The organism is Vibrio sp. 10N.222.49.C9 (genome assembly GCF_041474985.1).
In the GTDB taxonomy this organism is placed as follows: domain Bacteria; phylum Pseudomonadota; class Gammaproteobacteria; order Enterobacterales; family Vibrionaceae; genus Vibrio; species Vibrio crassostreae_C.
Genome location: NZ_JBFRVD010000022.1, coordinates 174,446 through 190,219 on the forward strand (window position 1 = coordinate 174,446; position 15,774 = coordinate 190,219).

At 45.6% G+C, this 15,774-nt stretch carries 10 protein-coding genes; 2 read left to right on the plus strand and 8 right to left on the minus strand.

All coding sequences use genetic code 11. The features are described 5' to 3' along the window. Nucleotides 1–301: 301 nt before the first annotated feature. A complete protein-coding gene (locus AB4585_RS10125) occupies nt 302–1,972 on the plus strand; it encodes a FapA family protein (RefSeq protein ID WP_372055654.1) in 1,671 nt (556 codons plus the stop codon). 124 nt (nt 1,973–2,096) lie between these two features. On the opposite strand, the gene AB4585_RS10130 is transcribed toward AB4585_RS10125, so the two are convergent. From AB4585_RS10130 to AB4585_RS10155, 6 genes are all read right to left on the minus strand, one after another. Beyond that, nucleotides 2,097–4,211 carry a type I secretion system permease/ATPase gene (locus tag AB4585_RS10130; protein ID WP_017065144.1) on the minus strand — a complete coding sequence of 705 codons (2,115 nt, stop codon included), beginning with the start codon at nt 4,209–4,211 and terminating at the stop codon, nt 2,097–2,099. An 18-nt stretch (nt 4,212–4,229) separates the two neighbouring features. Further along, the gene (locus AB4585_RS10135; protein ID WP_372154611.1) at nt 4,230–6,140 is read right to left on the minus strand and encodes a LapD/MoxY N-terminal periplasmic domain-containing protein; all 1,911 of its coding nucleotides are present in this window, start codon (nt 6,138–6,140) and stop codon (nt 4,230–4,232) included. A gap of 5 nt (nt 6,141–6,145) precedes the next feature. Continuing rightward, complete coding sequence (locus tag AB4585_RS10140) at nt 6,146–6,814, minus strand: transglutaminase-like cysteine peptidase (protein WP_019823329.1); 669 nt, start codon at nt 6,812–6,814, stop codon at nt 6,146–6,148. A gap of 59 nt (nt 6,815–6,873) precedes the next feature. After that, nucleotides 6,874–8,265, minus strand: coding sequence for an HlyD family type I secretion periplasmic adaptor subunit (locus AB4585_RS10145; RefSeq protein WP_017061206.1), 1,392 nt, complete (start codon nt 8,263–8,265; stop codon nt 6,874–6,876). A 112-nt stretch (nt 8,266–8,377) separates the two neighbouring features. Further along, a complete protein-coding gene (locus AB4585_RS10150; RefSeq protein WP_372154624.1) occupies nt 8,378–9,664 on the minus strand; it encodes a sigma-54-dependent transcriptional regulator in 1,287 nt (428 codons plus the stop codon). 84 nt (nt 9,665–9,748) lie between these two features. Further along, the gene (locus AB4585_RS10155) at nt 9,749–11,671 is read right to left on the minus strand and encodes an ATP-binding protein (RefSeq protein ID WP_136974554.1); all 1,923 of its coding nucleotides are present in this window, start codon (nt 11,669–11,671) and stop codon (nt 9,749–9,751) included. A 167-nt stretch (nt 11,672–11,838) separates the two neighbouring features. Between AB4585_RS10155 and pdxH the strand changes: the two genes are divergently transcribed. Continuing rightward, on the plus strand, nt 11,839–12,474 hold the full coding sequence (gene pdxH, locus AB4585_RS10160; RefSeq protein WP_017061203.1) for a pyridoxamine 5'-phosphate oxidase: 636 nt from the start codon (nt 11,839–11,841) through the stop codon (nt 12,472–12,474). A 102-nt stretch (nt 12,475–12,576) separates the two neighbouring features. Here the strand turns inward: pdxH and AB4585_RS10165 are convergent, their stop codons facing one another. Both AB4585_RS10165 and AB4585_RS10170 read right to left on the minus strand, forming a co-directional pair. Next, complete coding sequence (locus tag AB4585_RS10165; protein ID WP_032546410.1) at nt 12,577–13,359, minus strand: helix-turn-helix transcriptional regulator; 783 nt, start codon at nt 13,357–13,359, stop codon at nt 12,577–12,579. 365 nt (nt 13,360–13,724) lie between these two features. Continuing rightward, nucleotides 13,725–15,554 carry an SUMF1/EgtB/PvdO family nonheme iron enzyme gene (locus AB4585_RS10170; protein ID WP_372169732.1) on the minus strand — a complete coding sequence of 610 codons (1,830 nt, stop codon included), beginning with the start codon at nt 15,552–15,554 and terminating at the stop codon, nt 13,725–13,727. Nucleotides 15,555–15,774 lie beyond the last annotated feature (220 nt).

The window sequence follows — 15,774 nt, forward strand, 5'->3', positions numbered from 1 at the left end:
TCTGTTACATCATTTCTGTTTTATCTCTCCAGTACAGCCTTTAATCTTCTAAAGCTATTCGCCTTTACTATCTAGCCCTACATCGAATCAACATTCAATCGCACGAAATATTCTGAAAAATTTTCCTATGTATTTGTAAAGGCGAAGCAGATCATAAAATGTGTAAGTCTTATTTATGAGTCATGTTTGCAGAATCGAAAGTAAGTGATGTGACGCTGATTATTCTAATAATGTGATACTCAGCGCAGAATGAATTATATAGACTGAATAACAACTGAGTCATTAGGGATACTCAATTCGAATGTGGGATAACATCGTTACATTGTCGGAAGACAAGCAACAAGTAATGGCATGTCTGCCAACCGGGACTGTGGTTGACGCAAGCTTTGATAACAAGACGCTGCCACCAACCTTGGAAGCTTTGAATGCATCAAACTATTTTCTTTTCGAAGAAGAGGTGTTGCGTTTCGTTACTCTTGCTAAAGAAGGTAAGGGTGAAGCTTATGAAGGAATCTTGATTGCCGAAGTTCGAAATGCCACTGTTGCGGTCGAACTGTCTGATGATGAGATGTTGGCGAGCCTCGTGGTCACTGGTCCCTACAATGGACACCCACTGCGTGGCAGCGACATCATTCATTGTTTATCTCAAGCTCAAATAACAAAAGGAATAAATAAGTTAGCGCTCAGAAAAGTTCTGATGATGAGTAGCAAACTTAAGCCCGGCGAAAAGTTTACTCAGCCAGCCGCTAAAGGGACACAACCAGTAAAAGGTAAAGACGCTAAGTTTGCCGCTTTGGTTGAAGATATTACTCGTCAAGTATTGAAGCCTCGCAGTAAAGACGAAGGCAAGATTGATATGCGAGACTTGGGACAAACCATTACCGTTGGTCAAAATGATCACTTAATGAAACGAACCCCCGCTACCAAAGGCATCGCTGGCTTTACCGTTCAAGGCCGAATTATCCCACCGCTTCCTGGACAAGACAGTTTAATCAAGCCTGGAAAGGGCACTTACATCTCCCCTGAAGATCCCAATTTACTACTCGCCTCACACCCTGGATTGCCCATCATTAAAGACCGAACCATCGAAGTGGATGACGCCTTATGTGTCAGCAACGTCGATGTCTCAACTGGGCACGTTAAATTTAAAGGTAATGTCTTTGTCTCTGGCAACATCGAGCCGGGGATGATCGTCAAGGCGACCGGAAGTGTTACGGTTGGTGGCTTTATCGAATCGGCCGAAGTGCAAGCTCAGGGGGATATCAAAGTCGCGAAAGGCATTATCGGCCACACGACCAAAGAGGGTGAGCCAAAAAGTTGTAAGGTATTCAGTAAAGGCTCTATCACAGCAAGCTACGCACAGAATGCCGAGCTACAAACGGCCAATGACCTTCGACTTGGTGTGCACAGTATGAGTAACGACATTCGCTGTGGTAACAACCTTATCGTGATGGACAGCTTGAAAAAACACGGCACGCTAAGCGGTGGTGAAGCCAAAGTTGGCGGAAAAGTAGAATGTGTCTTCTTAGGTGTTGAGGGAGACACCGCAACTAAGGTACATGGTTTTGCGCGCTACGATGGTTACCGCCAAAAGATAGCTGAGCTGAAGGAAACTTATAAATACACTCAAGAGCAAACCATGGGTGTGATTCGCCAAGAGTTAGAATTTAAGAAGCGCCCGAAAGCAGAGAGAAGCGAAGAGCAAGCCCTAGAAATAGAGCAGCAACGTGAGAAGAACAACCTCGCAATTGAAAACACAAAGTCGCAGTTAGATACACTCGAAGCAGAGTTTGAAACCAATCTTGCTGAATGCACGGTAGAGGTACACGAAAAAGTGTATACCCGAGTGACGATTCAATTTGGTGATGAGACAGTCACAACCAAGCGGACCCACGGCGGAAGTGTTTTCTCATTCAACCAATACGAGATCCAATGTTCGTTTAAGATGGAGCAAGAGGATATTGCTTTGTAGACTTTTGTGCTGAACACAAAGTGACGTATTGTCTAGGTGTCGATACTGACAAATAGAAAAAGGGGAGTTGATGCTCCCCTTTTGCTTTCTACTGATAATGATTTATTTAGGTGGATTGCGCGTTTTAGCTAACCGCTCTCACTCGGCCTTGTTTAAGGTCTGAAAGAACCTGTGCTTTAGGACCATCTGCAATGATGCAGCCTTTCTCCATTACGATCACTCGATCGACAATGTCCAACATCGACGTTTTGTGTGTAATCAGAATTAACGTCTCGCTTGGTAGCAATTGGTTAAGTTGGTGTTTGATGTGCATCTCTGAACGGTTATCCATAGCACTGGTCGGCTCATCCATCAACAACACTGGCGGACGGCCAAGGAAGGCTCTAGCAATGGCAATTGACTGACGTTGACCACCAGACAGCAAGGCACCACCTTCACCCACTTGGCGTTCCAAACCTGCAGGATCTTGTTGAGTAAACGCGGTTACCCCTGCACGGTTTGCTGCATCCATCACGTCACGGTCATCCACCAAAGGACGACCTAAAGTAATGTTGTCTCTTACTGAACCGTAGAACAGGTTACTGTCTTGCGGAACACAACCTATATTGCGTCGTACGTCGACATGATGCAGTTGCTCCATATCCGTTTCATCAATACGTACATGGCCTTCTGTGGGCTTGTACAGGCCCATAATCAGACGTTCTAGTGTGGTTTTACCTGAACCAATACGACCAATGATTGCTACTTTCTCACCAGGACTAATATTGAGGGTTAAGTCTCTAATTGAAGCCACTGGTGAATCTGGGTAGTGGAACGTCACTTTATCTAGCGCGATATGGCCCTGAATAATCGGACGGTGAATGTAGCGTTTACCTTCTTCTTGTTCATCAGGCATCGACATCACTTGCTCAATCAGAGTCATTGATGACTTTGCTTGGTTGTAACGAGTCGAAAGCAAAGACAGCTGAACAAGCGGGCCAATCGCTCGGCCGCTCAACATGGTTGCTGCGATCAAGCCACCCATCGTAAGTTCACCTTCTGCAATTAGATACACGCCAAAGATGATCATACCAACGTTAGTACTTTGCTGAACAAAGCCGGCGGTGTTTTGGATGCTGTCAGTGATGCGTCGGCTTTTGATATTCCAATTCGCCATGTGAGCAACAGCTTCTTCCCAACGGAATTGGAATTGACTTTGCGCGCTGAACAGCTTAACCGTCTCTAACCCTGCCAAACTCTCAATCAAGTTTGCGTACTTCTGCGAAGCAAGACGAGAGCCTTCTTCAATGGTGCGGCGCAGTGGGCCTTGGATTAGCAATGCATAGACGATCAAAATGACCACGCCAGCAACGGGAACGAATACAAGGTTTCCAGCCATTAGCCAAATTAGCGCTAAGAACATCAGTGCGAACGGTAAGTCGATTAACGAGCCAATGGTTGCAGAGGTAAAGAATTCACGAATGGATTCGAACTCTTGCAAGTTTTTAGCGAAAGCACCGACGGAAGCAGGCTTCGCTTCCATACGAATCCCCAGTACTTTACTGAACAGCTTGGAGGAAATGAGAATATCGGATTTCTTACCGGCAACGTCAATGAAGTAGCTGCGCATCAATTTGAGCAGCAAATCGAATAGGAATACGACGAAGATACCACTCGCTAGCACCCACAAGGTTTCAAAGGCGAGGTTAGGGACTACTTTGTCGTACACCAAGCGAGTGAACATCGGCGCGGCAATTGCGAAGATGTTGATCAGAATGGAGGCGATCAACACATCTCGGTAGATGTTTTTAGATTCCCAAATCGTGCTCCAAAACCAATGCCCTTTACGTGTTTTTAGAACCTCTGGTGAACGTTCATCATAGCGAAACTGCTTCTTTACCAAGAAGTAGCGGCCGATGAATTGTTCTTTCAGCTCTTCGACAGGAATGATGATTGGCACCATTCCGCTTTCCGCTGTAATGATTTCCGCTTCTTGCTTCTCTAAATCGATACTGTTGAGAACGCACGCCTCACCTTGTTTAAGCAGTAAAACGGCAGGCAGAATCAGGTGAGGAATCTTTTCTAAGTCGGAACGGTTTTCTTTCGCCACCAATCCTGCTCGCTCAGCAGAACGTGGGAATAGGAAAGGGGTTAGCTTTCCGTCTGATAGTGGTAGCCCATTGATCAACGCTTCGGGCGAGTTAGCTAACCCGTAATACCGGCTAACGTAGATCAGTGAGTTCAATAGTGGATCTTGCATGTGATATAACCCTTACAACTATTTATCAACAATGAAGCCTTGGAACACTTCTACGTAGTTATCAGACAGAATATCTAGCTGAGTCTGAGTTTCTATTCGAGACGCGATGGTGGTGACGCCTAGGTTGTGAGCGGTTCTAGAGATCGACGTTAAGGTAAACTTCTGTTTTTCGTCATCAAGGTTATGTGTGAACAGGTAATCTAGCTTCACATAGCTTGGACGGTATTCGTTGATGTAATCCAGTGATTGGAAGTTACGTCCGTAGTTATCGACACCAAACACCGCTTCAGCGTTGCGAATGGTGTTACACAAAAGTGCCGTGTAGTGCGGAACGTTGATGAAGCAGTTTTCTGGAATCTCAAAGTGCAACAGGTGAGCGATTGAGGCATTGTGTTCAAGCGTCTTACCGATCCAACGGATGAAGCTTGGTTGAGATATACTGCTTGGCGAGAGATTAATAGCGACTGGGCTGGTTACTTCTTTTGCATTGAGCTTTTCAACCATCTTCTCAATAACGTATTGGTCGAGAATGTGGCTCATTTCAAGCTGTTCTAGCGCGTATAGATACTGGTTAGCACCGTAACGCACGCCATCTTTTTCAATCGCAGAGAACACCTCTTGGTGATACGTTTTACCAAAGGCATTGTTTGCAGCCTGCAAACGGAAGGTAATGAGGTCGTTGATGATCGCTTCTTCAACCAACATACGCCATTGTTGTTTGCCCATCACTGCGCCGTGATCGTCTGCGGTTACGTAGCCGTAAGCAAGTTCTCGATTCGCCTTGGCACTTGAGAGTGCGTTATCCACCAGCGACATGATTTCAGTACTGGTTTTACGCTTGTTGCTGTAGGTCACACCAAGAGCAATATGTGGATTCGCAGTGCCTGTTGGGTCTGAACCTAGGCTCTGGATACAGTTTACGATGCTGCTCGCGACAAGTTTCAGTTCGCTCTCATCAATGTTTGGCATGATGAAACCGAACTCGTCACTAGAAATACGAGCGATGGTGATATCTGGAGATGAAATTGAAGCTTGCAGCTGTTCAGCCAGTTGATGAACCAAGGCATCACTTTCTTGATAGCCCTTTTCATCGTACTCTTCACTGATAAACTCCGCTTTAAGTACCGCTAAACCACCTAAGCTCGACTCCTCTAACCATTGAGTTAACTGAGACATGTAGTAAGCACGGTTACCTAGCTGAGATACAGGGTCGATATATGCTCTTTCACGTAACTTCTGAGCTTCTTTCGCTTGGTTTTTAAATGCCAGTTCAACTTGAGTCGACATGTGGTTGATACCATCGACAACCAAGGTGAGATCTTTTGTCTTTGGACGAGCCAGAGGTTCGCCAAACTGATTCTTGGCGATCTGATCCATCTTGGTAATGATCAACGAGAGCGGGCGTAAAGCGCGCTTAAGGATCCAAGAGATAGACACCAAACCGAGCAAGAAGATCGTGCCAAATATGCTCAGTAAGCGGATGAATGCTTGCCAAAGTTGATCGTAGGCAGGGCCTGGGTGACTTACTATCTCGACCTCGGCCAATTGCATCCAGCCACTGGTGATCACGCGGCGGTCATGAACAGGCTCGAACAGGTTTAGGTTGGTAAACCACTCTGGTACGCCAGTTGGCTTTACAGGGTATGAGCGGAGAATGTCTTCACCGCTATCGAGAAAGATCAATCGAACGACTGAGTAAGAACTGCCATCAAACAGGGCGTTGATAACAGACTCCACTGCCACCTTGTCCTTTTCTTCTAGGTAAGGGGCGAGAGCCAGTCCAACAGTATTAATGGTATTACTTACCTCAGAGCGTTGCTGCTCCTCTAAGTATCCACGGGTGGTATTGAATTCGATCATAAAAACTGACGTCATCAGCAGTATGAACACTGCAACCATCCCGACCACAAGCTGTTTATATAAAGTCATTGTACCTACTCATCGTAATTGATAATGGGTTTGTTTAATTTTAGAGAGCGCTCACGTGAACGTAAGTCGTTCCATAAGCTCAATCTTGAAGATTTCCCTGCCAACTTGCCGCTGCCTGCTGCCGACTTGATCAACCAAAGGTTTTTACCGTTAAAACTGTAAATTGGTCTTAGATCTGGGCGTTTGGAACCGCGTTTAATTTCAGGGTTTAAGTTGTCCAAAATTAATGGCTCTGCACTCGGTGTTGAGTAGTACGCCAACACCATATGGAATTGGTTTAACTCCAGTGCTTTTACGTACACTAATCGCAATTTCTTATCTGGGACGCCCAGTTCAAGCAAAGAGAAATATTTTGCGATAGTGAAATCTTCACAGTCACCAGCATTGCTGCCTAAAAACTCCAGTGGTGTTGCCCAATAGTCGTTTTTTCCCCACAGTATGTTGTCATCGACAAAGTACATCTGGTTGAAGAATTGGTTCACTGACCTGAGCTTCTCTTTTTCACTTAATCCGTCGTATGACGTCATGTTTGAACGCCACGTTGCCACTCGCTTTCCGGCTCTATCGCCGTAGGTTTTGGTCACCGCATCTATCCACCTTTGGTCGCTCTTGTTGAGCGCCACAGAGGTAAAAGAGGTAAGAACTAGCAGCAATAGCGAAATCCGAGACTTCATAGCCTCTGCTCTTGTCTATTTACTGCGTACTGAAAGGCGTTATCAAACATCCAACGTCCTTACTCTTTTAGTGCATTGTTTTGAGCACTTAATAGTGGCTTCAACATGTACTCAAGCACGGTTCTTTTGCCTGTGATGATATCGACTGAGGCGGTCATGCCCGGAATGATTGGCAACTCTTCGTTCTGTCCAAAATTGTGTTTTTCGGTGCGCACGCGCACGATATAGAAGCTATTGCCTTCTTCATCTTGAGTGGTATCGGCACTGATGTGCTCTAACACGCCTTCTAGACCACCGTACTTAGTGAAGTCATAAGCACTGAATTTAACGATGGCAGTCAATTCTGGGCGTAGGAACGCGATATCTTGCGGGGCGATTTTCGCTTCAACCAATAGAGAGTCTTCTGTTGGTACAATCTCAACGATGTCCATACCCGGTTGGATAACCCCGCCGACAGTATTAATACCCAATGTTTTAACTGTGCCTGTTACAGGAGAAACCACCACGGTACGGTTTACTCTGTCTTCTAGGCCAACGGCAGATTCGGTCATTGCAGAGAGCTTGTCTTGGGCTTGATTGAGTTTTTCTTGTTGTTCGGAGCGGAAGTTCAGTGCGGCGTCAATACGGCTGAGCATGGATTCTTTGATTGCTGAGCGTAAAAGAGGAATTTTTAGCTCGCTCGAAGTCATTTCTCGGCGAGTGTCGTTCACTTGTCTTTGCAGTTTAAGTAATTCAATTCGTGGTACCACCCCTTCATCGGCGAGAGGTTTGGTGATATCCAGTTCTTGGCGAGCAAACTGGTAGCTCTGTTTTAGGTTTCGAACACGCGCTTTAATCTCAACTAGGTCTTGCTGTTTCTGTTCAACTTGTTGATCAAAAACGGAAAGCTGGTTTCTCAGATTATTGAGATCTTGACGGTATTCTGCTTTTTGACGATTAACCAGTTGAGGTTGAAGTTCATAGAATTTAGGTGGGAACGCAAGCTTGCCATAATCGAGAGTGACACTTTTCTTCCATTCTTTTTCAGAGAATTCTTCATTGATGACAACACTGGTCAGGGAAGCGGAAAGCATTAACACGTTGGCGGTCAAGTTCGCGACTTGTTGTTCACGTTCGCGGAAGTCAGAACGGAATCGTGTGTCATCGATTAACAGCAGTTGTTGACCTTTTTGAACGCGTTGGCCTTCTTTAACTAAGATTTCTTTAACCAAGCCACCTTCAAGGTTTTGTACCACTTGGATCTGAGAGGAGGGGATCACTTTGCCTTGGCCAACGGTAACTTTGTCGATCTCTGCCCATGCAGACCACCCAATAGCAGCAATAAAAAACAGAACGATCACCCACAACATAATTCGCGCACTGGTGGGCGTATTGAGGAGTAGTGCCGCTGTTTTATCATCGACATACTCAAGCTCGGTCTCGTTCAATTTGCTGAAATTTTTCTGACTCATAACAGTCCTTGTTCGCTAAATAAAAGTGCAAGCCTATTGAGTGTATTCTTACTTTTGATAAATGTTAAGATTTTGCTCATTTAAATCTTTGAATTTATATATTTTTTAAGACTTATCGGTTCTTGAAATCTGTTTTATCGAGTTGGTGCTTTCTTAGTTTGTCATACAGTGTTTTTCGCGATACCTGCAGCTCTTGTTGTACTTCTTTTAAACGACCTTGATGGCGATGTAGTGCCTCAATCAAGATAATTTGTTCAAAGCTATCGGTGCGTTGGTTTAACGACTGTTGTTGCTCTTCAATGCTCATATCGAGTTCATTTTGCTCATTAGTATCGTTGTCGAGCGACGGCTGCTTAATTTGAGTCAGCACTCTGAGTTCAGCATGTTGGCGAAGCTGACGAATGTTCTCCGTCCAATGCGTTGCAATGAGTCTCTGGATCTCTTTTTCTGTAATCACGGGTGGCGGCAGTTGATAGCGACTGGCTGCACCACGAGCAAAGTGTTTGAACAAAGAGCCAATATCTTCCGTTCTTTGCGCCAAGGGTAGTAAATTAAATCGGCGCAGTTCACCTGTAATTGTAGTAGGAACTACTGTAGTTGCGATAATGATACAAGTTGCATTGGTCTTGCATGAGTTTTCACGAAGTAGAGTGGGTTTTAGGTTCGCTAACCACAGCCATTGATCCTGAGTTAGTGCTTCTGTCTCATGGATATAGAGTGTTCCACCTTGATGCTTCAAGAACAGTTGCAAAATAAACTGATGGAATGTCGCTTCGTCACTGCGTGGCAAATTAAACGCAGCGACAGGGCAAAGCTCCGCGGTTTGATGACTGTGTAAATCATGGGTGTATTGTGCTGTGACTCTTTTCCCCGTCCCTAAATCACCAACAAATAATAGAAGTGGGTTAGTTTTGGTATCTAGGGTGATCAATTCTCGGCGTAATGCCTGCATTGATGGTGATTGACCAATCAGTTTCGGGCCAACCTGATTTTGCATTGCCAACTCTTTACGCAATAGGTTGTTCTCTTCAACCAGTGCGAGCTTATCTGCGGCTTTTTTAACGGCAGTGAGTAGGGCATCGACCACAAATGGCTTTTCCAGAAAATCGTAAGCACCGGCTTTCATCGCTGATACCGCGGTTTGCACGTCACCATGTCCGGTAAGTACGATGACCTGAAAATGAGGATTTTGGCTCAGCAACTTTTGCGTTAATTGAATGCCATCCATTACCGGCATGTGAATATCGGTGATGACAATTCCGGCTTGCGTGGTATCTATTTTCTTTAATGCCTCAATAGCATTGGGAAAGCCGACGATATCGATACCTTCAATGAGCATGGCTTGTTCTACCGAGTCTCGAATGGCGGGTTCATCGTCGACAAAATAGAGTTTAGGCATAGAGTGCAAAAGCCGATTCCTTAGCAGTAGGTGAGATTAGCAGTATGTGAGATTCGTTTTCTAATCAGCGATAACAACGGCGTGTTAGCCCTTATCGTTATATAACGGGATGTTTAGCGAGAATACCATGCCTGAAGGCTCTAACCGGTTCGCGCTGATCGTGCCGTGATACGCTTCAATAATCCGTTTCGATATTGAAAGCCCTAGCCCTAAACCTTCCGGTTTTGTGGTGAAAAACGGGTCGAACAGCTGTTCTAGTTTGTCATCTGGCATGCCAATTCCGTTATCCCAAATGATCAGCTGACAAGAGTTGTGATGAAGTTGCCATTCGATGCCTATCTGTGGGCTAGCCTGTTGGTCAACGCTTTCCAGGTTTTGTTGCTCCTGCAAGATTTTCTGTTCAAGAACTTGTTGTTGCAGCGCTTGAATCGCGTTGTGAATCAGGTTCACTAGTACTTGTTCGAGTTCGGTTGGATGAATCGCAATATTGATGTCATCTGGCACCGTGCTTAGCCTTAGCGTAATGCCTTGCTTGATCATCAGCGCACTGAGAATGCTAGTGGCGTTATTGACCGCTTGATGCAGGTTCGCCACATGATGTTCTTGTTTGGTGACCTTGCGAGTAAAGACTTTGAGTCGCGCGATGATGTCGGTAATGGTGTTGTTGAGGCCAATCATTTTCTCAAGATTGCTTTTCACTAAATCGGTTCGTTCCATTTCCAGTAGCTTTAAGCTGTTTTCACTGTAGGTTCGCAGTGCTGCAAGCGGTTGGTTGATTTCGTGGTTAATGCTGGCTGACAGCTCACCGAGTACCGCTAATTTCGCGGTTTGTGTCAGCTCTTGCTCTGTCTGTTTCAACTTGGATTGCGACTCTTGGTATTGAAAAAGGGTTTGTTGCAGCTGTTGATTGGATTGCTTCAAGTAGTGGGTACGTTTATCTACGGTTTGTTCTAGGTTTTGGTTGAGTCGGGTCAACGCCACTTTCGCGAGATAAGTCTGGCGCCACGACCAAGCGATGAGCATCACCAAGCTGTAAATCACTACGAAGATGACATCGATTTGAAAGATTTTAATAAGTTCAGCTCTGGTCTCTTTTAGGGCGACGACTTGGTACTGGTTGTTGCTGATGGTAGCGGGGTAAAGATTAAAAGCACCAAGCTTGAATAACTGGTTGGCGGTGAGCTCTTTTCGGATTTCATTGGATTGAAGGTTGCTAGATTGATTGGCGTTGCTAGCTTCTGACTGAGATCTTGAAGAACGAAAGGCTTCGATGATCGAAATTTCGCTTTGACCGTATTGGCGTTGAAGTGCGATATCCGTTTGTTGTTGCTGCGTTAATGGCAACAGTGAATGATAAAGCCATGGAGCTTGGCTTGATAGAAAGACCACTTGGTTCGAGTCGAGTACTACGATCTCAAAGTCGTCGCTGGTCAGGATGTTTTCGAGGTTTTCTAAACTCACTTTTACGGTGATAACCCCCACAATGTGATTCTCAACATACAGCGGTGAAGACAGAAAATAACCGCGTACGTTCGAACGAGCGCCTAGCGCGACATATTGTGTGTTGTTACCTTGAATGGCAGAAGCAAAGTAGGGACGAAACGAGAAGTTCTCACCCACAAAAGTGCGAGGCTTTTGGTAATTACTGGAAGCGACCACAGTACCGCTCGGGTCATGAATATAGATGGTGTCGGCTTGGCTTTGATTCGACCATTCAAACAGCAATTGATTGAGCTGCGCAGCGGAAATCTTGTTTGCTCGTTGTGATGAGTCAAAATAAGAGAGCAAGCGCGGGTCATGGCTGAGCAAATCCGGGATCTGTTTGAATTTATCCAGTTCAGAATCGATTTGTAGATTGGCTTTATTCGCCGCTTCATCGAGTTGCTGAGTGACGATTTTTTCTTGGAATTGTACTGCCATAAAGTGGGTTGCGGTCAGCCCTGCAGCTCCCAATAACAATGAGAATAAAACAAAGGGCGTCATTAGGTTAGGCAGTATTTTGGTCACTCGGATCTCAGCTTGTCATCGGTTTGTATAAAGATTATCAATATGATGGAGAGAGTACCGAGATCTTGTTAACACAGAGCACCTTCTGTGAGACAAAACCATGGCTTAGACTTGTGTTTCAAAGGATTACGGCGCAAAATCACAAAAAAATTAAAAGGAGCAACCAAATGGAACTGACAGATATTCGTCGCGAATACGCTAAGGGTGGATTGAGACGCAAAGACTTGGCCGCAGACCCGATTGAGCAATTCAATCTATGGCTAGAGCAAGCCATTGAAGCGAAGTTGACGGACCCTACTGCCATGACAGTTGCTACGGTTGATGAAAATGGTCAGCCATTCCAACGAATTGTTCTGCTGAAGAATGTTGATAAAGACGGGTTCGTTTTTTACACCAACTTAGGTAGCCGCAAAGCGCACCAGCTTGAGCACAACAGCAAAATCAGTTTGCACTTCCCTTGGCATCCACTCGAACGACAAGTTCATATTACGGGCACGGCTGAAAAGCTGACCGCTATGGAAAATATGAAGTACTTCTCGTCACGTCCAAAAGAGAGCCAATTGGCCGCGATTGCAAGTAAGCAGAGTAGCCGCATCTCAGCGCGTGGGATTTTAGAAGGTAAGTATCTAGAGCTTAAACAGAAGTTTGCCAAAGGCGAGATTCCCGTGCCTTCTTTCTGGGGTGGCTTCCGAGTTCGTGTTGATAGCATTGAGTTCTGGCAGGGTGGTGAACACCGCTTGCACGACCGTTTCTTGTTCTCTCGCCAAGACAACAGTTGGGATATTGATCGTCTAGCGCCTTAGGCTGCTTGATCGCTTAGCTGCTTAACAGATCCAAAAGTGCCGTTGATTAGACTGATCAAATCAACGGCATTTTTTTGTCTGGATTTTCAGCTGAACAGTCAATCAGTCACTGTGCAGAACAACGGAGATCTGTTTTTTGAGCAGAGTTTCTGGGATCACTGAGCCCAATCCTGAATCCAACGCATACTCAATCAATTGGCTTTTACTGCGTGCATCAAACTTCTGTTTCAATCTAGCGACATGACCTTCGACCGTTTTGATTGAAATGTTTAACGTCGACGCGATGTACTGTGGTTTCTTGCCGAAAAGCAGTAAGAACAGTACCTCTGATTCTCTCGAAGTCAGCCGCTTTTGCAGCTTAGACACGCGCGGCTCTGACCCCGCAAGCGATGCCTGATCGCCTTTTGTTCCTGTGGCCTGACAAACCCAATGACCGACCTCTAAGATCGCGGTATCGGTAAGCTCTTGGCCATAGAAGATGGTGCCTTGGACGTTGTCGTCATCATCAAGCCAAGGGGTTTTGGTAAAGATATGGGCGTGCCAGCGTCCGTCTGGATAGGGGTGAATATCGAGAATCTTAAGGGTACTGCGTGTATCCATTACATGTTTGTCTTGAGCCCTGAAATCTTGTGCGCACTCAGTGGTTTGACTGGGCATGTCGAAGTCGGTCAAGCCAGTACAAGTCTCATTGGGTTTTAAGCCAATCAATTGGTTGTAAGCAAGGTTGGCGTACACGAAGACCGAGTCAGTATCTTTGCAGCCCCAGCAGCCTGGAAGTTGTTCGAATAAAGAACGATGTATGGAGTTGAGTGGATCTGGCAAGGTTTTATCTCGTGTGTTGCGATGTTGCAATAATATCAGTTTCTTATAGCGCTGCAATGGCAATTAGAGTACGAAAAATAAGGGGGGACTGACAGTTAAACGGACTGCTGACTAACTGTGTCAATCACGGAGAATCGATGGGCATAAAGGGTGATAATCAGGCAAAAAAAAGCCAGCCTGAAGAGGGGCTGGCTAAAGACAAGATATGCCTTGTCGACATGTAGAAGATTTTCAGTCTAATTTACGAGGGTCAGGTAAATTAAACTGAGGCATCAATTTGATACCCAGAGTGACTTACTACTCTATCGACGAATCTACTCCTAGGAGTGCTTATGCATAAGGGGGGAATTCCCCTATAAATGCTGCTCAATGTGATAATTGAGAACCTAGAGTAAATATTTTAAAGTAATGGGCGAGCTATCGAGAGCTTACAGCTCTCGTAACACTCTAAAGCCGAGGTAGTTGGCTGCTGTTGAAGGCGCAACGTATAGCTCGTTAAATACTTTGGCCTCTTCAGGAGAGAAGCTCCACGCGCCACCTTTGGCTAGGCCCTTTTGAACGGTTGTCCACTCCCATACATTGCCGACCATGTCGTAGAAGCCCGTTGGTGTTGGCATGAATGATTTAACAGGAGACGTACTGACGTTTGACCAAGGTGTACCAGCCCAGCCTGTATTCGCTTTACCTGTGCGGAATTCGTTACCCCACCAGAAGTTGGTGTCTTGGCCTGCTCTTGCTGCGGCCTCCCACTCTTGTGGTGTAGGAAGGCGATACGTGAAGCCAGTGCTCTCAGATAACCAGCGAGTGTAGGCTTGAGCATCGTTTTGGCTTACACAAACCACCGGAGAGTTGTCAGCTTGTTTGAAGCCCGGTTTTTGCCAGTCATTGTCGGAGACTGAAGTAATCTCGGCATTGGTGAAGGTGTCGCAGGTGTTCATTAGCTCAGCATCTGTCTGATAGCCAGTACTCTTAACGAACGCTCTAAAATCTTGCACACGTGTCGGGGTCGCGGCTAATGCAAACGGCTGTTTGATCGTCACTTGTTGTGCGTTATTTTCACCCAGTAGGTAGCGACCCGAGCCGACAACAATCATTTCAGGGCTCTGAATGTCGTTACCCATCGGATCGGCAAACTTGGTGCCGATATTTAATGAATTCTGTTTCGCTTGCAATACGGCTCGTAGGTTGTGATCGCGGGCTATCTTCAGCTCTTGATGGAAAGAAAGGTAGCCTTCTTTTTCGATCGTGACCATGTGTTGGCCCGTCGGTAACATCACTTCAACCGGTGTACTGCCATAGTTCACGCCGTTGATAGAAACATTGTCGTTGTATTGATTTGAACGCACCACCAAGTTAACCCAAGCAACTTCTTTTTGCTGGTCGTTGGCTTGTTGCTCGCTTTGTGTGAAACAGTTTGATGACTGAATACCAAGCAGGCGACAAGGTGTGTTCTTATCTGGACGAGTTTCTAGGTTCGCCGCAATCACCGCTCGGTAACGGTTATCTTCAGAGAAGCCAGAGGATTTCACTTTGTGTTGCAGAACGTGAATGTTCAGCGAAGCAGACGCAAGGTGCTCTTTCACTGTTTTCGATTCAGTCGCGTTATCGATTAGGCTGTGTTGGAATTGTTTTACCGCTTTTTGAAGTGCCAAAGTCACCGTTTGGTCTGAACACTGCGCCAGTGTCATATCGCTGCTGCAACGGTTGGTAAAGCTAACAGTTTGCTCTTCCGTCTGAGTGATCTCGTATCTTAGTCGCTCTGCTCTTGCTCTTAGCTTGTCTTGGTTTAGGTTTGCGATTGAAGCTTCTGCCGCGGCTTTCTCGGCTTGGATAGCCTCAAGCTCCATCACCAAGCCTTGCTGCTTTTGCTCTGAGTCTGAAATCGCAAGTTTGCCTTCTTTTACGGTTTTCCAAGCGTCTTGGAAGCGTTTTTGAGCAAGCGAGATATCGAAATCGGGATCATCAATCATGCGCGTGTAATCTTGCTCTAGGCTGGCTTTTGCCTTTGCGAGTGTTTGCTCTGCTTGAGCTGATAACTCAGCTAGACGTGCCGTTTGCTGCGCCTGATTGTCGACTTCGTTTTGTTTGTCGGCTAATTTCTTTTCAACAGCCGTTAAGTCGGCATGCTTTTCAAAAAGTGAGCTTTCAATGTCGGTGACAGATGACGCGATCGCTGGTGGTGTTGCCTCAGCAAAAACAGCTGGCGTCATTAAGCATGGAGCAAGTGCAAATAATAGAGTAGGAAGACCTTGGCGCATGATGGGCTACTTCAATCGTAATTTAGGTTAATCGAATATTCTAAACGAGAACGCCATTTCGTCTGCAGCTACTGTTTATAACGATAAAACAAGGTTATAACGACCATACAAATTTGTAACGATCATACAGTTTATAACTATCAACAAAATGGCGAGTGTTCATTCAGCTTTGTGAAATAGGCACGGCTATCTGATATCGAGCTAAGCGTTTTGAATTGGC

Excerpts from the sequence above, each read along its gene's own strand:
- AB4585_RS10145 (WP_017061206.1), bottom strand. The coding sequence starts at position 8,265 with ATGAGTCAGAAAAATTTCAGCAAATTGAACGAGACCGAGCTTGAGTAT.
- AB4585_RS10150 (WP_372154624.1), bottom strand. The coding sequence starts at position 9,664 with ATGCCTAAACTCTATTTTGTCGACGATGAACCCGCCATTCGAGACTCG.
- AB4585_RS10125 (WP_372055654.1), top strand. The coding sequence starts at position 302 with ATGTGGGATAACATCGTTACATTGTCGGAAGACAAGCAACAAGTAATG.
- pdxH (WP_017061203.1), top strand. The coding sequence starts at position 11,839 with ATGGAACTGACAGATATTCGTCGCGAATACGCTAAGGGTGGATTGAGA.
- AB4585_RS10170 (WP_372169732.1), bottom strand. The coding sequence starts at position 15,554 with ATGCGCCAAGGTCTTCCTACTCTATTATTTGCACTTGCTCCATGCTTA.
- AB4585_RS10140 (WP_019823329.1), bottom strand. The coding sequence starts at position 6,814 with ATGAAGTCTCGGATTTCGCTATTGCTGCTAGTTCTTACCTCTTTTACC.
- AB4585_RS10130 (WP_017065144.1), bottom strand. The coding sequence starts at position 4,211 with ATGCAAGATCCACTATTGAACTCACTGATCTACGTTAGCCGGTATTAC.
- AB4585_RS10135 (WP_372154611.1), bottom strand. The coding sequence starts at position 6,140 with ATGACTTTATATAAACAGCTTGTGGTCGGGATGGTTGCAGTGTTCATA.